This is a genomic window from Streptomyces sp. NPDC015130 (assembly GCF_043080005.1).
In the GTDB taxonomy this organism is placed as follows: domain Bacteria; phylum Actinomycetota; class Actinomycetes; order Streptomycetales; family Streptomycetaceae; genus Streptomyces.
Map to the genome: position 1 here is coordinate 228,447 of NZ_JBIBVC010000006.1, position 18,444 is coordinate 246,890.

Annotated in this window: 13 protein-coding genes; 8 read left to right on the forward strand and 5 right to left on the reverse strand. The window is 74.3% G+C overall.

Annotated elements, in window-relative coordinates; all coding sequences use genetic code 11:
• Nucleotides 1–41: 41 nt before the first annotated feature.
• The 7 genes from ACF08F_RS14975 (at nucleotide 42) to ACF08F_RS15005 (ending at nucleotide 7,758) form a co-directional block, all read left to right on the forward strand.
• Nucleotides 42–1,892 carry a GTPase gene (locus ACF08F_RS14975; RefSeq protein WP_392298900.1) on the forward strand — a complete coding sequence of 617 codons (1,851 nt, stop codon included), beginning with the start codon at nucleotides 42–44 and terminating at the stop codon, nucleotides 1,890–1,892.
• Nucleotides 1,893–2,064: 172 nt separating this feature from the next.
• Nucleotides 2,065–2,523 (forward strand): single-stranded DNA-binding protein, encoded by a 459-nt coding sequence (locus ACF08F_RS14980; RefSeq protein WP_392298901.1) that lies wholly within the window; start codon nucleotides 2,065–2,067, stop codon nucleotides 2,521–2,523.
• 224 nt (nucleotides 2,524–2,747) lie between these two features.
• Complete coding sequence (locus ACF08F_RS14985) at nucleotides 2,748–4,220, forward strand: Cys-Gln thioester bond-forming surface protein (RefSeq protein ID WP_392298902.1); 1,473 nt, start codon at nucleotides 2,748–2,750, stop codon at nucleotides 4,218–4,220.
• 376 nt (nucleotides 4,221–4,596) lie between these two features.
• The gene (gene ettA / locus ACF08F_RS14990) at nucleotides 4,597–6,261 is read left to right on the forward strand and encodes an energy-dependent translational throttle protein EttA (RefSeq protein ID WP_392298903.1); all 1,665 of its coding nucleotides are present in this window, start codon (nucleotides 4,597–4,599) and stop codon (nucleotides 6,259–6,261) included.
• A complete protein-coding gene (locus ACF08F_RS14995) occupies nucleotides 6,261–6,686 on the forward strand; it encodes an acyl-CoA thioesterase (RefSeq protein ID WP_392299117.1) in 426 nt (141 codons plus the stop codon). The genes ettA and ACF08F_RS14995 overlap by 1 nt, the downstream gene beginning before the upstream one ends.
• Nucleotides 6,683–7,351 carry a hypothetical protein gene (locus ACF08F_RS15000; protein ID WP_392298904.1) on the forward strand — a complete coding sequence of 223 codons (669 nt, stop codon included), beginning with the start codon at nucleotides 6,683–6,685 and terminating at the stop codon, nucleotides 7,349–7,351. The genes ACF08F_RS14995 and ACF08F_RS15000 overlap by 4 nt, the downstream gene beginning before the upstream one ends.
• The gene (locus tag ACF08F_RS15005) at nucleotides 7,348–7,758 is read left to right on the forward strand and encodes a GNAT family N-acetyltransferase (protein WP_392298905.1); all 411 of its coding nucleotides are present in this window, start codon (nucleotides 7,348–7,350) and stop codon (nucleotides 7,756–7,758) included. The genes ACF08F_RS15000 and ACF08F_RS15005 overlap by 4 nt, the downstream gene beginning before the upstream one ends.
• 95 nt (nucleotides 7,759–7,853) lie before the next feature.
• Here ACF08F_RS15005 and ACF08F_RS15010 read toward each other — a convergent pair whose 3' ends face one another.
• The 4 genes from ACF08F_RS15010 to ACF08F_RS15025 form a co-directional block, all read right to left on the reverse strand.
• The gene (locus ACF08F_RS15010; RefSeq protein WP_392298906.1) at nucleotides 7,854–8,825 is read right to left on the reverse strand and encodes an ABC transporter ATP-binding protein; all 972 of its coding nucleotides are present in this window, start codon (nucleotides 8,823–8,825) and stop codon (nucleotides 7,854–7,856) included.
• Entirely contained in the window at nucleotides 8,822–11,620 is a 2,799-nt protein-coding gene (locus ACF08F_RS15015; RefSeq protein WP_392298907.1) for an FtsX-like permease family protein, read from the reverse strand. The genes ACF08F_RS15010 and ACF08F_RS15015 overlap by 4 nt, the downstream gene beginning before the upstream one ends.
• Before the next feature lie 272 nt (nucleotides 11,621–11,892).
• The gene (locus ACF08F_RS15020) at nucleotides 11,893–15,270 is read right to left on the reverse strand and encodes an FtsX-like permease family protein (RefSeq protein ID WP_392298908.1); all 3,378 of its coding nucleotides are present in this window, start codon (nucleotides 15,268–15,270) and stop codon (nucleotides 11,893–11,895) included.
• Between the two features lie 262 nt (nucleotides 15,271–15,532).
• Entirely contained in the window at nucleotides 15,533–15,937 is a 405-nt protein-coding gene (locus ACF08F_RS15025) for a globin (RefSeq protein ID WP_392298909.1), read from the reverse strand.
• A 159-nt stretch (nucleotides 15,938–16,096) separates the two neighbouring features.
• Here ACF08F_RS15025 and ACF08F_RS15030 point away from each other — a divergent pair, with 159 nt between their 5' ends.
• A complete protein-coding gene (locus tag ACF08F_RS15030; RefSeq protein ID WP_392298910.1) occupies nucleotides 16,097–17,071 on the forward strand; it encodes a methyltransferase domain-containing protein in 975 nt (324 codons plus the stop codon).
• 12 nt (nucleotides 17,072–17,083) lie between these two features.
• Here the strand turns inward: ACF08F_RS15030 and ACF08F_RS15035 are convergent, their stop codons facing one another.
• Nucleotides 17,084–18,415 carry an FHA domain-containing protein gene (locus ACF08F_RS15035; protein ID WP_392298911.1) on the reverse strand — a complete coding sequence of 444 codons (1,332 nt, stop codon included), beginning with the start codon at nucleotides 18,413–18,415 and terminating at the stop codon, nucleotides 17,084–17,086.
• Nucleotides 18,416–18,444: the final 29 nt, after the last annotated feature.

Consider the following 18,444-nt stretch of genomic DNA (forward strand, 5'->3'; position numbering starts at 1 on the left):
AGGGGGCGAGAGGGCTGGAGCGAGAGCGAGAGCGAGGTCGTGTGCGGGAATCAGGGATCGGGGCCGGGGCCGGGGCCGCGGGGCGGGGCGCCAGGGGCGGGGACGGTGGCGGGGTCGGGAGCTGGGACGACGGGTTGATCGCGCGGCGCGCGAGCGAGAAGGTCGCCGCCGTGCCGGGGAGCGAGCCTCGGGAGGTGTCCGAGGAGGACGTTCTCCCCGCCCTCGGCGGGAACTTCGGCGGTCCCCTCCGCTCCCGCCTCGACGCCCTCCACGAGCTCGTCGGGCTCTCCCGCACCCGGGTCGAGGGCGAGGCCCTCGCCGAGGCGGGGCGCGTCCTCGACGAGGCCGCCGCCCGTCAGCGGCTCTCCTCCCGGCACACCGTGATCGCCCTCGCCGGCGCCACCGGCAGCGGCAAGTCCACGCTCTTCAACGCCCTCGCCGGCGTCCCCGTCTCCGAGACCGGCCTGCGCCGTCCCACCACCTCCGCGCCCATCGCGCTCAGCTGGTCCGAGGGCGCCGCCGGCCTCCTCGACCGGCTCGCCGTCCCCAGCCGGCTCCGCCGCCGCCCCCTCGCGGGCGGCGCCGCCGACGCCGACCTCCAGGGCCTCGTCCTCGTCGACCTCCCCGACCACGACTCGGCCGTCACCGCCCACCGCGACCAGGTCGACCGGGTCCTCGGCCTCGTCGACGCCGTCATCTGGGTCGTCGACCCCGAGAAGTACGCCGACGCCGCCCTCCACGAGCGCTACCTCCGCCCCCTCGCCGGGCACGCCGAGGTCACCTTCGTCGTCCTCAACCAGATCGACCGGCTCGGCACCGAGGCCGCCGACCTCGTCCTCGACGACCTGCGCCGCCTCCTCGACGAGGACGGAGTGGCCCTCGGCGAGCACGGCGAACCCGGCGCCACCGTCCTCGCCGTCTCCGCGCTCAGCGGCGAGGGCGTCCCCGAACTGCGCGAACTCATCGGCCGCTTCGTCCAGGACCGCACCGCGCCCGAACGCCGCCTCGCCGCCGACATCGACGCCGCCGCCCACCGGCTGCGCCCCTCCTACCTCGCCGACGGACGCGCCGGCCTCGACGAGCGCGCCCGGGGTGACTTCACGGACCGGCTCGCACTCGCCGTCGGCGCCCAGGCCGCCGGGGAGGCCGCCGAGCGTGTCTGGCGCCGGGGCGCCATCCGCGCCTGCGGAACGCCCTGGCTGCGGCTCTACCGCTGGTACGAGCGGCTGCGCTTCCACGGCTCCACCGACCCGCGCCTCGACTCGCCGGCCGCCGAGAACGAACTGACGGCGCGGCAGCGCGTCGAGCAGGCGGTACGGATCGTCGCCGACGAGGCCTCGCGCGGACTTCCCACCCCCTGGGCGCAGGCCGTCCGGGAAGCGGCGGCGCGCGGGGCCGAGGGGCTCCCGGAGGCCCTCGACGAGCTGACCGCCGGCCTGGGCGACCCGGCCGCCCGGCCGCCCCGGCCCGGCTGGTGGCCCGCCGCCGTCCTCGCGCAGGCCGTGATGACGCTCCTGCAGATCTTCGGAGCCCTGTGGCTGGTGGGCCAGATCGTCGGCGTCGTGCAGCCCGGGATCATTCCGCCGGTCCTCGTGATGCTCGGCGGCATCGTCGGCGGGCCGCTCGTCGAGTGGGCCTGCGAGGGCGCGGTGAAGGGGCCGGCCCGGCGGTACGGGCAGGAGGCCGAGCGCCGGCTGCGGGAGGCCGCCGCGGCCTGCGGCCGGGCCCGGGTGCTCGACCCGGTGGCGGCGGAGCTGATGCGCTACCGGGAGGTGCGCGAGCAGTACGCGACGGTGGTCGGCACCCGTCCTTCGGCGCGGGTGGTCGGCGGGCTCCGGTCCGGCGCCTCCTCACGCTTCGGGGCGACACGGACGGGTGTGAGGGGGAGGTAGCCCGACGGTGTCCGGGTCTGCTGCGCGTTGTCGCTCCTACCCTTCCGGGTGAGGGAGTTGTCCACAAACGTCAGCTTGTCCACAGGTCTCGGCGGGAAAGTCCCGGCCGCCCCCACCATGGTGCCGACAGAGAAGAACGCACAGGGAAGAACGCACAGGTGGGGGCGGAACCATGAACGACACGACAGTGACGCTCGTCGGCAACGTGGCGACGGCGGTGGAGTACCGGGAGACGGCCGGGGGCGGGGTGGCGAGGTTCCGCTTCGCGGTGACCGCGCGCCGGCGTGATCGCGAGACGGGGCTATGGTCCGACGGGAACACCAGCTTCTACACGGTGTCGGCCTGGCGGTCGCTCGGGGCCAATCTCGCGGCCTCGGTCTCGGTCGGGGAACCCCTCGTGGTGCACGGCCGGTTGAAGGTCCGGGAGGACGAGCGGGACGGGCAGCGCAAGACCTTCGTGGACGTGGACGCGGTGGCCGTGGGGCACGATCTGACACGGGGTACGGCTGCTTTCCGGAGGGCGCCGAAGGGGGAGCGGGAGACCCCGCCGGAGGCGGAGCGGACACTCGTCCAGGCGTCCGGGGAGGATCCGTGGACGGAGGCCACGAAGCAGTTGGTGACCGCGTCTTGACCATGTGTGGTGGGGATTTGTCGACCAACTCGCCAGGGGGATAACGATTCTGATTCGGAATGGTTATCTGAACGTATGGCCGGGCACCGGGGGGTTCCGCATCCATAGGATTCCCGGGTACTCATGTGGCACGTGAGCCCATCGAGTCTGTGAGTCTGCTGGCGCGCGCTCCCCCCATGCGAATCGACCAAGTTCGCGGAGCGAAGCGCCCGGAGGGGAATGCAATGTTTTCAGTTCGTGGGCGCGGTGCTGCCCGTCTGGCCGCCGCGACCCTGGTCTCCGGCATCGTCGCGGTCGGCGCGATAGCGACCGCCGGACCGGCGTTCGCCGATGAACCCGCTCCGGGTACGGGCGGTGTCACGGCGAAGCTCGGCGGCTTGACCGAGGACGCCGGCAGTGTCCTGATCACCGAGAAGAACGGCGACAAGTGGCCGGTCACGGGTGGTCTCTTCAAGATGGAGGTCGGAGGCGGAGGCACTCTCTTCACCTACTGCATCGACCTCCGCACCCCGGCGAAGCACGACTTCGACTACAAGGAAGTCGGCTGGGGCGAGTCCTCCCTGCACAACAACGAGAACGCCGGCAAGATCCTCTGGATTCTTGAGAACGGCTACCCGAAGCTCTCCGCGGAGGCCCTCGGCGGCAAGATCGACGTCGACCTCTCCAAGAAGGAGGCCGCCGCCGGTACCCAGGCCGCGATCTGGACCCTCTCCGACGACGTCACCGCGACGCCGAAGGACGAGGACGCCAAGAAGCTGACGGAGTACCTCCTCGAGAAGGCCGTGACGCTGGAGGAGCCCGAGGCCTCCCTCTCGCTCTCGCCCTCCTCCGTCGCGGGCAAGGCCGGTGAGCGCCTCGGCCCGATCACGGTCTCCACGAACTCCGAGATCGCCAAGATCACGGCCGCCGCGGGCGCCCCGGCGGGCGTCCAGGTCGTCGACAAGGACGGCAAGCCCGTCTCCGAGGCGAAGAACGGCGACCAGGTCTTCTTCGACGTTCCCGCCGGCACCGCCGACGGCTCCGCCGAGCTGACCGCCGAGGCCACCACCAAGGTTCAGCTGGGCCGCGCCTTCGTCTCCATCGACGGCCCGTCGCAGACCCTGATCCTGGCCGGCTCCAGCGACTCCACCGTCACCGCCAAGGCCTCCGCGACCTGGGCGAAGAAGGGTGCCGTCCCGGCCGTCACGGTCGCGAAGGACTGCGCCAAGGGCGGCCTGGAGATCATCGCCTCCAACGAGGGCGACGAGCCCTGGACCTTCGACCTGAAGGGCACCTCGTACACCATCGGCGCCGGTGAGACGAAGACCGTGACGGTCCCGCTCGCCGAGGACGAGGCGTACAAGTTCACGATCACCGGCCCGAACGGCTTCGAGGAGACCTTCGAGGGCGTCCTGGACTGCAAGACGGCCACCCCCGGCCCGAAGCCCTCCGAGACCCCCACCACGGAGCCCTCGACGGAGCCCTCGGAGACCCCCTCCACGCAGCCCTCGACGGAGACCCCGTCGGCCGCGCCGTCGACCACGGCCCCGACCGGTGACACCACCGGCACGACCGGCACCACCACCGGTGGCGGCGACCTCGCCGAGACCGGCAGCTCCAACGCCACCCCGATGATCGCCGGCATCGCCGCCGCGCTCGTCGTGATCGGTGGAGCCGCGGTGTTCATCCTTCGCAAGAAGAAGGCCGCCGGTCACTGACGGCCACTGACTCCATGGAGTGATCCGCGTCACACGCGGATCACTCCGTGAAGCCCGGCCCGACGACCGCACGGTCCTCGCACGGCCCTCGTACGACCCCGACGCGCCTCCGCGCCCGGGGCCGTGCGGGGGCCGTCGCACGTCCCGGGCCTCCTCCGACCCGCCGGAGCCCGGCCGGAACCCCTCCGGAAGCCCCTCCCGCGCCCGTTCCCGGGATCCTCCCGACCCGCTCCCGCGCGGCCCGCCCGCGCCCCGCCACGCCCCCGTCCCCGCTCCCGTTCCACCCCCGCGCCGGGCTTACCGGTTTCCGCCTGAGGGTGGCGGTCAGGCAAGATGGGGTGTATCTGCCCACTCACTCTTTGCCGGACGGTTTCTCTTGGCTGAGTACATCTACACGATGCGCAAGGCGCGCAAGGCGCACGGCGACAAGGTCATCCTCGATGACGTGACGCTGAGCTTCCTGCCGGGCGCGAAGATCGGTGTGGTCGGCCCGAACGGTGCCGGTAAGTCCACCGTTCTGAAGATCATGGCGGGCCTGGAGCAGCCGTCCAACGGCGACGCGTTCCTGTCGCCCGGCTTCTCCGTCGGCATCCTCATGCAGGAGCCGAAGCTCGACGAGTCGAAGACCGTCCTCGAGAACGTCCAGATGGGCGCCGCCGAGATCATGGGGAAGCTCAAGCGCTTCAACGAGGTCGCGGAGCTCATGGCGACCGACTACTCGGACGCCCTCATGGACGAGATGGGCAAGCTCCAGGAGGACCTGGACCACGCCAACGCGTGGGACCTCGACACCCAGCTGGAGCAGGCCATGGACGCCCTGGGCTGCCCGCCCGGCGACTGGGCCGTCACCAACCTCTCCGGTGGCGAGAAGCGCCGTGTCGCGCTCTGCAAGCTCCTCCTTGAGGCCCCCGACCTGCTGCTCCTCGACGAGCCCACCAACCACCTCGACGCCGAGTCGGTGAACTGGCTGGAGCAGCACCTCGCCCAGTACAAGGGCACCGTCGTGGCCATCACCCACGACCGGTACTTCCTCGACAACGTCGCCGAGTGGATCCTGGAGCTCGACCGCGGTCGCGCCCACCCCTACGAGGGCAACTACTCCACCTACCTGACCAAGAAGTCCGAGCGACTCAAGGTCGAGGGCCAGAAGGACGCCAAGCGCGCCAAGCGGCTCAGGGAGGAGCTCGAGTGGGTGCGGTCGAACGCCAAGGGGCGTCAGGCCAAGTCCAAGGCCCGTCTCGCGCGCTACGAGGAGATGGCGGCCGAGGCCGACAAGATGCGGAAGCTGGACTTCGAGGAGATCCAGATCCCGCCGGGCCCGCGCCTGGGCTCCATCGTCGTCGAGGTCGAGAACCTCTCCAAGGCCTTCGGCGACAAGGTCCTCATCGACGACCTGTCCTTCACGCTGCCGCGTAACGGCATCGTCGGCGTCATCGGCCCGAACGGCGCCGGCAAGACCACGCTCTTCAAGATGCTCCAGGGTCTGGAGACCCCGGACTCCGGCTCCGTCAAGGTCGGCGAGACCGTCAAGATCTCGTACGTCGACCAGAGCCGCGCCAACATCGACCCGAAGAAGACGCTGTGGGCCGTCGTCTCCGACGAGCTGGACTACATCAACGTCGGCCACGTCGAGATGCCCTCCCGGGCGTACGTCTCCGCGTTCGGCTTCAAGGGCCCGGACCAGCAGAAGCCGGCCGGTGTGCTCTCCGGCGGTGAGCGCAACCGTCTGAACCTCGCGCTCACCCTGAAGCAGGGCGGCAACCTGCTGCTCCTCGACGAGCCCACCAACGACCTCGACGTCGAGACCCTGTCGTCGCTGGAGAACGCGCTGCTCGAGTTCCCGGGCGCGGCCGTGGTCATCTCCCACGACCGCTGGTTCCTGGACCGGGTCGCGACGCACATCCTCGCGTACGAGGGTGAGTCGAAGTGGTTCTGGTTCGAGGGCAACTTCGAGTCGTACGAGAAGAACAAGGTCGAGCGTCTCGGCCCGGACGCGGCCCGCCCGCACCGCGCGACGTACAAGAAGCTGACCCGAGGCTGATCGTGCGCCACATCTACAGCTGTCCCCTGCGCTGGTCGGACATGGACGCCTTCGGGCACGTCAACAACGTCGTCTTCCTGCGGTACCTGGAAGAGGCGCGGATCGACTTCATGTTCCGGCTGGCGCCGGGGGACGGTTCCCCTTCGTTCTCCGGCGGGTCCGTCGTGGCCCGGCACGAGATCGACTACAAGCGGCCGCTGGTCCACCGGCACGAGCCGGTGACCATCGAGTCCTGGGTGACGAAGATAGGCGCGGCGTCGCTGACGATCGCGTACGAGGTCAAGGACGCGGACGTCGTGTACGTCCGGGCGTCCACGGTCGTCGTGCCCTTCGACCTGGAGGCCCAGCGTCCGCGCCGGATCACCTCCGAGGAGCGCGAGTTCCTCCAGGAGTACGTCGACGACGGGATGACGTCCGCCGCATGACCGTGCTCGCTCCGCTGCACTTCGCCGACCCCCGGGAGGCGGCGGCCCTCGCCGCCTTCCTGGGCCGGCTGGTCCACTACGACCGGGCCGCGGCCGTCCGCCTCCAGGCGGGCGGCGGGGCGCTGGCCGTCTTCGGCCGGCCGCCGTCCTTCGAGGTCCTCGCGATCCGTACGGCCCGGCTCGTCGACGCCGTGGACCTGGACGTCACCGTCTCCGCCGGCGAACTCCTCGAAGGCATCGAGGAGTCGGCCGGCAAGGCGGTCGTCCCGGAATCCGTCACCGGACCGCCCTGGGCGGGCGTGCTGCCGCCCCGGGCCGGCTGGGAGCCGGTCGCCGGACTGCCGGACGCCGCCGCGATGCGGGGCGCCGTCGCCGCGGCCGTCGCCGAGTTCCGCTCGCGCGACGAGGCGCTGCCCGAGGAGCGGCGGACCAGGGCCGAGCGCGACCGGCTCGGCCGCGACATCTGGACCCGGACCCTCGGCACCACCGGACTGCCCCTGCGGGCCGTGCACGCGGCCCAGTCGCTGGGCTTCCTGCCGTCCGGACAGGAGGACGCGCCGGTCGCGCTCTTCGCCTCCGGCCCGTGGCTCCGGCTGCGTACCCCGTACGGCTCGATCGCCCTCCGTACGGCGCCGATGTCCGTCATCTCCGTCACCCCGGGGTGATCCCGATCGCGGACAGCGCGGACATCGAGGTCGACGGGGCCCTCACCGGGGACGAGCTCAACGTCCTCTTCCACGCCGCCTGGCCCGGGCACCGGGACACCGACTTCGGCCCCGTCCTGGCCCACAGCCTCCTCCGCGTCACCGCCCGCCGCGCCGGGCGGCTGATCGGGTACGTGAACGTGGTCGGGGACGGCGGCGTGCACGCCTTCCTCCTCGACACCACCGTCCATCCGGACGAGCGCCGGACCGGGCTCGGCGTCGCCCTCGTCCGGGCCGCCGCCGACGCGGCCCGCGAGCGCGGCGCGCACTGGCTGCACGTGGACTACGAGCCGCACCTCACCGACTTCCACGAACGGTGCGGCTTCCGGCCCACGGCCGCCGGACTCATGGCGCTGAACGAGGGCTAGGGCGTGTTGCGAAAGTAGCGCCGGCCGCCCGTCGGGCAGGCGGGACTTTCGCAACACGCCCTAGGCCTGTTGCGGACACCCCCAGAGGCTCCGGCTCAGCGTTCCGTGGCGTCCGGCCAGACGCCGATGTGGTCCTGCTCCAGTTCCAGAGCCACCCGGTGCTCCATCCCGAGCGCCTGCGTGTAGTCCGCCGGGAGCTGGAGGCGGCCCGCGCGGTCGAGCATCGCGTACTCCCTCGCCACCGTCGACTCCTGGCCCAGCTCGTCGACCTCGGTGCGGCGCAGGACCTCCGAGGAGGTGCGGCCGTCGCGGATGGCGACCGTGCGGCGGACCTCGGAGGCGACCGCCTGGTCGTGGGTGACGATGACGATCGTCGTGCCCAGCTCCTCGTTGGCGCGGCGGAAGGCCGCGAAGACCTGCTCGCCGGTGGCCGAGTCCAGCTCACCGGTCGGCTCGTCGGCGAGGAGCACGGCCGGGTTGTTGGCGAGGGCGACCGCGATGGCCACCCGCTGCTGCTGGCCGCCGGAGAGCTGGTGCGGCCGACGGTCGCGGGCGTCCGCGATGCCCAGCATCGCCAGCAGCTCCTCCGCGCGCTCCGCCTTCCGCTTCGCCCGCCCCCGCAACTGCATGGGCAGCGCCACGTTCTGGGCGGCCGTCAGGTACGGGAGGAGGTTGCGGGCGGTCTGCTGCCAGACGAAGCCGACGACCTCGCGGCGGTAGCGCAGCCGCGCCTTGCCGTCCATCGCCAGCAGGTCGCACCCCGCGACCTTGGCCGCGCCGGCCGTCGGCACGTCGAGGCCCGCCAGGATGTTCATCAGCGTCGACTTGCCGGAGCCGGAGGCGCCGACGAGGGCCATCAGCTCGCCCTCCTTCACCAGGAGGTCGAGGCCCTGGAGCGCCTGCACCTCCACCCCGTCCGTGGTGAAGATCCGCACCAGCCGGTCGCAGGCGATGAGCGCGTCGTGCCCGTACGAGGGCCGGTCGCGCCGCGCGGCGGCCCGCTGCTCCAGCTCCGCCAAGGTGGTGCCCGAGGAGCCGGCGGGGAGGGTCGTCTCGGTCTTCGTCATCGTGCGTCTCCTGCCCTGAGTTCCTTGATCGAGCTCCTGCGCCCCGCCCACCAGGCCTGCCCCGCCGCCGCCAGCCCCGTCAGGACGACGACGCCGAGCGCGGGCAGGACCAGCGACCAGGGATCCGCCCGCAGCGGGGCGCTGTCCAGCGGGGCGAAGCCCGGTGCCGTCGCGAGTGCGAGCCGGAACAGGTCGATGCCCGGGGCGAGCAGCGGCACCGTCGCCCAGCCGACCAGCATGCCGCCGAGCGCGGCGAGGACCGCCTGCGGCAGCGCTTCGAGGCCGAGGAGCCTGCGGCCCTGCCGGCGGGTGAGGCCCATCGTCCGCAGCCGGGCGAGGAGCGTGTTCCGTTCGGGTGCGCTCTGCATCAGGGAGAGCAGCACCGCCACGACCGCGTAGCCGGCGCCCGCGCCGATGGCCGCCGCGTAGATCTGCTCGGCGCCCGTCTGGAGCGGCGAGTCCACGTAGGTGGAGCGCAGTTCGGTCCGGAGCGTCACGGTGAAGTCGTGGGACTTCGCCGACACGGCGGCGCGCAGGGCCGCCCCGTCCATCCGTCCGTCCGCCGAGCCTCCCGTGACGAGCAGCGCGGTGGGCTGCGGGTGGGTGAGGTCGGCGGCGTTGACGAGGAGGAAGTCGGCGCCGACCAGGGCCGGGGTGGTCGACCGGACCGCGACGACCTTCACCTTGAACACCCCGGCCGCCGCCACGACCTCCAGCGGCTCGCTGCCGAGCCGCTCGGCGACGGCCGGCGAGGCGATCGCGGGCAGCACCCGGTCGGTGTCCGCGACGGCGTCCTTGCCGCCCCGCCCGGTCGACGCGAGCAGCTTCGCCGGGAACGGGCCGAAGTCGGTGCGGTCGGCGAGACGGGTGTACGAGCCGGGCTCGACGCCCACGAGGGGCGCGCTCATCGGCGAGGCTGAGGTGCCCTGGTAGGAGGGCAGGGACACCCCGTACTCGATCTGGACCGGGGCCAGGTCCCGTACTCCCGGCAGTCCGCGGACCGTCTCGGTGAGCCCGGGCGGCAGCGGCGTCCACTCGACCGAGCCGTCGACGCGGGCGTCCGCGCCGGTCGCGAGGAGCGCGGCCCGGTCGCGGGCGTGGGCGACCCCGGCGAGGACCGAGCCGCCGAACGCGGCCGTGGTCAGCGCGAGGACCAGTGCGAGGAGCGGCAGCGCGCCCGTCGAGGACGAGCGTCCGGCCCGGGCCAGGGCCAGTGGGCCGACGGCCCCGCGCAGCAGACGGGCGGGCCGGGCCAGCCACCGCAGCGGCAGCGGATAGATCCGTACCAGGACGAGCGCGGCGATCACACCGACGAGCACCGGCGCGGCGCTGACCAGGTAGTCACCGGAGTCGCCGGTGCCGCGCAGCCGCAGTGAGGCGACGGCGCCCACGGCGAGGACGAGCAGGGTGAGTTCGGCGACCGTGCGGCGCCGGGAGGGCCGGGCGGTCAGCAGGTCGTCGCGTCCGCCGTGCAGGCGGGGGCGGCGGTGCAGGACGACGGCCCGCAGCGGCAGGACCAGCATCCCGACGGCCGCGACGAGGGCCGCGGCGAGGATCGAGGGGCCGAGGGGCAGCCCGGCGGCGGCCTCGGTGGTGGCCCCGCCCGTCACGTCCGGGGGCCGTACGGTCAGCACCGCCAGGACCAGGCCGAGCGCGGCGGCCGGGATCGTCACCGCCGTGGTCTCGCCGAGCAGCCGCAGGCCGATGCCGGGCAGCGAGGCGCCGCGCGAGCGCAGCAGCGCCAGCTCGCTGTCCCGGCGGGCGGCGAAGAGCCCGCCCGTCATCGCGAGGACGACGGCCGCGACGGCGCCGATGCCGAAGACGGCGACGGCCACGACGGGGTTGATCGCCTCCCGCATCGAACGGAACGAGGCGACGATCGAGTCGAGCTCGGTGGTCAGCGCGCCGTTGTTCCCCATGACCTGGCGCATCGCGACCAGGTCGGGACCGCCGCTCGCCGCGTCGAGCGCCGCGTCGAGCCGGTCGACGTCCCGCCCGGTGAGGTGGTCGGCCGTGGGCACGAACCGCCAGTAGAGCTCCGGGACGCCGTTGGTGGAGACCATCACGGGCGCCGAGGCGGGGGAGAGGAGCAGCGCGCCTTGCCAGTAGTACCTCACCTCCTCCCCGACGAGGGGGGCGAGCGCCGGGGTGTGGAGCAGCGGCTCCACCGCCCAGTACGCGGACTCGGTGCCGCGCGGCTCGACGATCCCGGTGACCGTCACGGCGACGGGCTTCACGCTGGAGATGCTGGGGACGTGCACGACCGAACCGGGCTTGAGTGCGAGCGCCTTCGCGGTCGCCGCGGTGACCACCGCCTCCGGGGCGCGCGCGGATCCGGCGGCCGGCCGGCCCTTCCGTACCGTCGCGTGGGCGGTCAGGTCGGACGGTGAGGAGAGCACGAACTCGGGGGCCAGGCCGTCGGGCCGCGGCAGCCACGGGTCGAGCCCCTCGACCCGCTTGACCGTACGGACGCCGTGGACGGTCCGCTTCGGGTCGGTGCGGATAGGCTCGGGGAGCAGCTTGCTCAGGGCGTCCCGCTTGTTCCGGAGGATCGACGGGGCCAGGGCCGCCTCGCGCTCGTCGGCCGACCTGCCGATGCGGGTCGGTTCGGTCAGCTCGATGACGCTGTTGCGGGGTGCGGCGGTCTCGATGTCGTGCCGGAGGCCCCGGGTCTCGTACGCGTCGACGGCCCGGGGGAGTGCGGCGGCGAGGTAGACGGTGACCAGGACGAGCAGGGCGAGGGCGGCGGCGGGCCAGGGCGCGGTCCGCAGCCGGGTCCGCACCCAGGGCGCCACGGCACGGGCGGGACGGCGGGACCCTCCGGACCCTCCGGACCCTCCGGACCCTCCGGACCCTCCGGACCCTCCGGACCCTCTGGACCCTCCGGACCCTCCGGATCCACCAAATCCACCGGATCCACCGGATCCACCGGATCCACCGGACCCTCCGGACCGGTCCGATCGTGCGGCCTCTCCGGTCCCGCCGGGGTTCTCGGACCGCTCGGGCTGTTCGGACCGGGTCCGGGGCATGTCGTTGTTCTCCCTGTTCTCCCTGCGTGCAGCGGTCATCAGTGCTCCCCCTGGTGGCGCAGGGTCACGACCGGGTCGGTGCGGCGCAGCGCGATCGCCGCGACGATCGCGAGCGGCAGCACGGCGACCCCGGCGACGAGCAGCGCCACCTGGCCGAGGGGCAGTTCCACCAGGACCGGCGGGACGGGCCGGGCGGCCTGGCCGGTGAGGACGACGAGCGGGACGACGGCTCTGGCCAGGACCGTGCCGAGCCCGAGCCCGACGAGCAGGCCGACGGTGATGAGGACGCCCTGCTCGGCGGCGATCAGCCGGGCGAGGCGGCGCTGCGGGGTGCCGAGGGCCCGCAGGACCCCGAACTCGGCGGAACGTTCCCGCATGGCGCCGGCCGAGCCGACCGCGAAGCCGACGGCGGCGAGCGCCGCGCCGGCCGCCGCGACGGCCATCAGGGCGGCGTTGGGGCCGGCCCCGAGCGGGTCGCCGAGCAGGTCGGCGGCGGTCTCGTCGCGTACGAGGATCTGCGCCGGGTCGGTGCTGGGGCGGGCGCGCAGGGCCGCGGCGACCTCGTCGGCCCGGCCGGGCGCGACGGTCAGCCACCACTCGGTGGCGGGGACGCTCGCGGTCTCGTCGGTCGACAGGTAGTGGTTGACCGAGGCCAGGTCGACGAGGAGCGCGCCGCCGTCCTCGGGAGTGACGACGGGCGACGTGGCGGAGGCCACCTGGGCGCCCGGACCGGTGGTCGGCAGCTCCTTGACCACCCGCTCCACGGTGACGCTCACCGGCTTTCCGGCAAGGGTGATCTCGACCCGGTCACCGGGCTTCGCGCCGGTCGCCGCGACATAGGCCTCGGTGACGACCGCGGGCAGCCGGGCGGGCGGCTTCGGCCCGGGGGCCGTCAGCGGGAGGGTGTACTCCTCGGGCCGCCAGCTCTCGGCGCCGGTGGACCAGCCCTTGACGGTGTACGCGAGGGTGTACGGCGCGGGGCGGCCGCCGGGCCCGGCGGAGCCGGGACGGCCGGTGGCGGGCACCGTGAACGCCGCGTCCCCGTCCAGGGTCTGCTCGGTGGGGTAGGCCCAGTCGGCGAGGAGCCGGCCGGGGGCGTGCGCCCGCTCGGTGCCGTCCGGCCCCACGGTGGTGAAGCGCTCGACGTGCAGGGTCTGCGCGTGGTCCTTGCCGTCGTCGACCTGCCCGACGACCTCCAGACCGGTCAGGGTGAGCAGTCCGCCGGAACCCTCGCCGCTCTTCTCGTCCGGGCCGCCCGCGGTGCCGGGCCCGCCGGTCAGGGCGCCGAGGTCGAGGGCCAGCCGGTGCGTGCGGCCGTCGGAGGGAAGCTCGCCCAGGACCTGGCGGTACGGGATGCCGTTCGGGTCCTCCAGGGTGACCGTGACCCGGGACTCGGGGGTGCCGGCCGGTGTGACGTGCCGGAGGTCGACGGAGACCGCCCGGGTGCCGGCGGGCAGCGGGAGCCCGGGGCGCGTACCGGCCTCGGGGGCCAGCGGGGCGAGGACGTCGGTGGCGGAGGCGCCGGCGAGGTCGGGGCGGAGCAGCAGCCCGTCCTTGGCCCGGCGGGTGTCGACGGCGAGGACGGTGGCGTTCTTCCCGGCGACGTCGGTCGTGGCGCGGTGCACCGGGGCGACGGCCGTGACGCCCCGCACGGCGGCCAGCCGCTCGGTCTGCGTCGGCTCGCCGGGGCCGGCGGCCAGGACGCGGACGTCCGCGCCGGCCCGGAAGTCGGCCTGGTCCCGCTGCGAACGCTCCCACGAGTTGCTCTGCCCGATGGCCAGCATGCCCATCGCCACGGCCAGGACGAGGAGGAGGACGGGGCCCGCGCCGCGCAGCGGCCGCCGGCTGAACTGCCAGCCCGCGAGGGCGGCGGAGAGCCCGCGCCCGCCGGCCGCGCGCCGCTCGGCCAGCTTGGCGGCGGGCGGCAGCAGACGCAGCGTCAGGACGGTCCCGGCGAGCAGCGCGAGGGCGGGCGCGGCGACGAGCACGGGGTCGACGGAGCCTCCGCCGGCCTCGTCCGGCCCGAGGGTCGCGCCCACGGCGCCGGGCCGCTGCAGCTGCCAGTAGGCGACGGCGGCGATGGCGAGCAGGCCGACGTCCGCCCCGGCCCGCACGGGACCGGGCAGGGTGCCCGAGCGGGTCTTGCGCAGCGAGACGGCGGAGCCGTCCCCGGCGGCCAGCGCGGGGGCGACGACGGCCGCCGCGCAGCACAGGGCGACCGCGGCGGCGGCCAGCCAGACCTGGAGGGACGGTGTCGTGTCGAGTTGCACGCCCAGCGAGGAGAGCGCGGAGCGCTCGGTGAAGAGCCGGGTCAGCGGGCCGGTCAGGAGGGGGGCGGCGATCGCCGCGGGCAGCGCGAGCAGCAGGGCCTCGGCGGCCGCGAGGCCGGTGATGCGGCGGCGTGAGGCGCCGCGGGCCCGCAGCAGCGCGGTCTCGCCGGAGCGCTCGGTGCTGAGCAGCCGGGCCACGAGCAGCAGCGCGTAGGCGGCGAGCAGCACCAGCTGCACGGCCACGATCAGCAGCGTCGAGCGGGACACGACGAGGGCCCGCTGGGTCTGCTCCAGGAGGGTCGGGAGCGCGGTGGTGGCGGAGATCGTCGTGCCGAAGGGCTCGGTGGCGGCGGCCAGCTCCCTCGGCCCGTCGCTCGCCGAGGTGCGCAGGGCGTCCATCCGGTCGGTCGTGAAGCCGGTGAAGTCGGCGGTGGCGAGCCAGCGGCTGTCGCCGGTGCTGATCGCCTCGGCGGCGGGGACGGCCGGGTCGACGTACAGGGGGCCGTAGGTGGTGAACGCGACGGTCTGCACGCCGCGCCCGCCCGACGGGTCGAGCTGCCAGTACAGGTCGGCGGTGTCGACGGGCCGGTAGACGCCGGTGATCCGGGTCTTCAAGGGCGTGCCGTCGAACCGGTCGTCGAGGGTGAGGACGGTCCCGGGCGTGATCCGGAGTCGCCGGGCCGCCTCCTCGGGGATCGCCGCCTCGACGACGCCGCCGGTCTTGGCGGCCGAGGGCCAGGTGCCCCGGACGAGCGAGAGCCGCGAGCGGTCGAGGGCGGCGAAGCGGGTGAGGTCCGGATCGCCCTTGCGGGCGGCGGGCGGCTGGAGGGCGCGGGGCAGCGCGTACGGCCCGGAGCGCTCTAGGCGTCGCACCGTCACCGGCAGCCCGTCGAAGGTCTTCCGCGCCCCGTCCCGTACGGCCTCCTCGGCGCTCGCCCGCTTCTCGCCGGCCACCTGCCCGGTGACGAGCAGCGAGGCGGCGGGCGCCGAGCGTCCCTGGAGCCCGGCCTGGAGCGCCGCGTCCCCGATGGAGGAGGAGAAGGCGGAGAGCGTGGCCAGCACGGTCGTGGTCAGCAGGACGGCGAGCAGTGCCGCGGCCAGCAACAGCCGGTGAGCCCTGACCCGCAGGAATACGAACCCCGTCACCCATCCCCCTGGAACCCTGAAACGCTCCGCGGGGCCGGGCCGTGTGCCGGTCGCCGCCGAGAGTTCGCCGCAAGTCCTTCGAGTCCCCCCGGACCTTCCCTGGATGTTTTCAGAGGGCACGTGTCGCTGGAAACCGCTTACGGACCGACCTTGATGGGATCGTGACCGTTAATCGACGTTCCGTCTCCGGAATGTGTCCGTCCAGGGGTGGTGGAGTCGCGGTGAGTGATGTGGGGCCGTACGGGGGCGGGGTGAGGGAGGGTCAGCCGGCCGTGTTCACCATCGAGGCCGCCGCGTAGGTGAGGTAGCGCCACAGCTCCGCCTCGTGCTCGGGGGCGAGCGCGAGGTCGTCCAGCGCGGCGCGCATGTGACGGAGCCAGGCGTCGTGGGCCTCCTGGTCCACGACGAACGGGGCGTGGCGCATCCGGAGGCGGGGGTGGCCGCGGTGGTCGCTGTACGTGCGGGGGCCGCCCCAGTACTGCATCAGGAACAGCGCGAGGCGCTCCTCCGCCGGGCCGAGGTCCTCCTCGGGGTACATCGGGCGCAGCAGCGGGTCCGCCGCGACGCCCTCGTAGAAGCGGTGGACCAGGCGGCGGAAGGTCTCCTCGCCGCCGACCTGCTCGTAGAAGGTCTGCTCCTGCGTCGTTTCCCCGGGAATCTCGTTCACCGTTCCATCGTCTCAGATGCCCGGGCCGAGGACCGGAGGCCTAGGACCGGGCCGCCGGCCGCCGCAGCCGCCACGGGAGCCGGTACCCGTACGGGCTCCGTGGAGCCGGTACCCGTACGGGCGCTCGCCCCCGGGCCCCGGCGGCGGGAGAGTGGAGGCATGGGTGGTGAGCCGTGGGGAGAGGTCGCCGGGGTCGGCGCGCGGGAGCGGCGGGCGCTCGTGCGACGGATCGAGGCGGACGGAGCCCTGGCGGACCCCGCCTGGCGGGCCGCCTTCGCCGAGGTCCCGCGCCATCTCTTCGTCCCGTTCTTCTACGTCTCCGGGACAGGCGGCTACGAGCGGCTCTGGGCCGACGACCCCGACCCCGCGCGGCGGGCGCGCTGGATCCGCGGGGCCTACGCGGACACGGCGGTCGCCACCCGCGTACGCGACGGGGAGCTGGTCTCCTCGGCCAGCCAGCCCTCCCTGATGGCGCTCATGCTCCAGGCCCTGGACGTGCGCGACGGACACGACGTGCTGGAGATCGGCGCCGGGACCGGTTACCACGCGGCTCTGCTCTGCCACCGGCTCGGCGAGGAGCACGTCACCACCGTCGACCTCGACGAGGAGATCGCCGAGTCCGCCCGGACCCATCTCGCCGCCGCCGGCTACCGGCCCGCCGTGCTCGCCGCCGACGGCGCCCGGGGCTGCCCCGAGCACGCCCCGTACGACCGGATCGTCGCGACCTGCGCGGTGCCCGCCGTCCCGTACCCCTGGCTCGCCCAGTGCCGGCCCGGCGCCCTGGTCCTCGCCCCGCTCTCCACCGGCCTGATCCTGCTGCGGGTGCGCGACGGCACGCACGCGGAGGGACGGTTCCTGGAGACCTCGGCCTACTTCGTGGCGCTGCGGGGCGCCGCCGCCCGTGGCCCGGGGCGGCCCGGCCCGCGCCACGGCCCGGCCGGAGACGAACGCTTCCGCTTCCTATGGGGCCTCGTCGCCGAGGCCCTGGACAGACGCGAAGCGCTCTCGCTCTGGCTGCGCGAGGGGCGGCCGGAGCGGGAGCGCTTCGGGGTGACGGTCAGCGGCGACCGGCAGTGGGCCTGGCTGGACGAGCCCGGAGGCCCGTACGCCTGGCCCCTGCCGTCCGTCGGCTAGGGCGTGTTGGCCTCAGCCGCGGCGGATGGTGATCGTCGTCCAGGCGCCCACGTGCACCCGGTCGCCCTCCTGGAGCTGGACCGGGACGTAGGGCTGGATCGGCTCCTCGCCGCCGTTGATCGTCGTGCCGTTGGTGGAGTTCTGGTCCACCACCGCCCACGACCCGTCCGGCTGCTGCACCAGCACGGCGTGCTGGTGCGAGACGCCCGGGTCCTCCGGCGGCACCGACAGGTCGATGTCCGGGGACTCGCCGGTGGAGTGCCGGCGGCGGCCGATGGAGATCTGGTTGCCCTGGAGCGGCAGGTGCTTGTCCGGCGAGTACGCGGGCAGGTTGAGGCCCGAGGCCTCCGGGCCGCTGCGGTGCATCATCGCCATGAAGTACTCGCGGTCCGGGCCGATGACCGCGGTCCAGCCCATCGGCGGCCGCTGCGGCTCGAACTGCTGCTGCGGCGGAGGCTGCTGCCGGAACTGCTGCTGCGGCGGAGCCGGGGGCGGCGGGGCCGGCTGCTGGAACTGCTGCTGCGGGGGCGGCGGGGCCTGGTGCTGCGGCGGCTGCGGGGGCTGCGGCTGCGACGGCGGCGACAGGACCCAGTCGTCGTCCGCGCGCGGCTGCGGCGGCGCGGGCGGCACCGGTGCCTGGACCGGGGCCTGCGCCGGCGGTGCCTGGAGGTACGCGGGCGGCTGAGGGGGCTGCTGCACGGGCGGCTGCTGCACCGGCGGGCGCTGCGGCGGGGCCTGGTGGTGCGTGGGCTCGGCGCCCAGCGGCTCCGCCGGCCGGTTCACCTGCGAGGGCCGCGAGCCCTGGTACCCGAAGGGGTCCGGCTGCGGCGCCTGCGGGGTCTGCTGCTGCGGCGGGGGCGGCGGCGGGGACTGGAAGCCGGGCGGCAGGTTCAGGCCGGGCGGCGGCCCGGAGTGCTGCGGGGCCAGCGGGGTGTACGAGGTCGCCGTGTTCGTGAGGAAGTTCCAGCGGCACTCCTCGCAGAACGGCGCCATGTGCTCACGCGGGGTACGGCACTGCGGGCAGAGCTCGGCCTGCGCGGTCGCGTTCGGGTCGCCCCCGGGACCGAAGCCGCCGGGAGCACCGTGGCCGCCGGGAGCACCGTGGCCGCCGGGACCACCGTGGCCGCCGGGACCACCGGGGGCGCCGAAGCCGCCGGGCGCGCCGGGCGGCGGGCCCGCCGGGGGCTGGCCGGGGCCGGCGGGGCCCGGGTATCCGTACGCGGGCGGCGGCGGGGGAGGCGGCGGTACGGCACCCGCAGGCGCGCCCGCCCCGGCCATGCGATGGCCGCAGACCTCGCACCAGTCGTCGGAGACCGACTGGTGTCCGTTCGGGCAGGTCGGCATGTCGGTGCTTCCCCCTCTCGTCGTCCGGC

Bases quoted from the DNA above. Each gene is read 5' to 3' on its own strand.
- ACF08F_RS14980 (WP_392298901.1), top strand. From the start codon at position 2,065: ATGAACGACACGACAGTGACGCTCGTCGGCAACGTGGCGACGGCGGTG.
- ACF08F_RS14985 (WP_392298902.1), top strand. From the start codon at position 2,748: ATGTTTTCAGTTCGTGGGCGCGGTGCTGCCCGTCTGGCCGCCGCGACC.
- ACF08F_RS15000 (WP_392298904.1), top strand. From the start codon at position 6,683: ATGACCGTGCTCGCTCCGCTGCACTTCGCCGACCCCCGGGAGGCGGCG.
- ACF08F_RS15010 (WP_392298906.1), bottom strand. From the start codon at position 8,825: ATGACGAAGACCGAGACGACCCTCCCCGCCGGCTCCTCGGGCACCACC.
- ACF08F_RS15030 (WP_392298910.1), top strand. From the start codon at position 16,097: ATGGGTGGTGAGCCGTGGGGAGAGGTCGCCGGGGTCGGCGCGCGGGAG.
- ACF08F_RS15035 (WP_392298911.1), bottom strand. From the start codon at position 18,415: ATGCCGACCTGCCCGAACGGACACCAGTCGGTCTCCGACGACTGGTGC.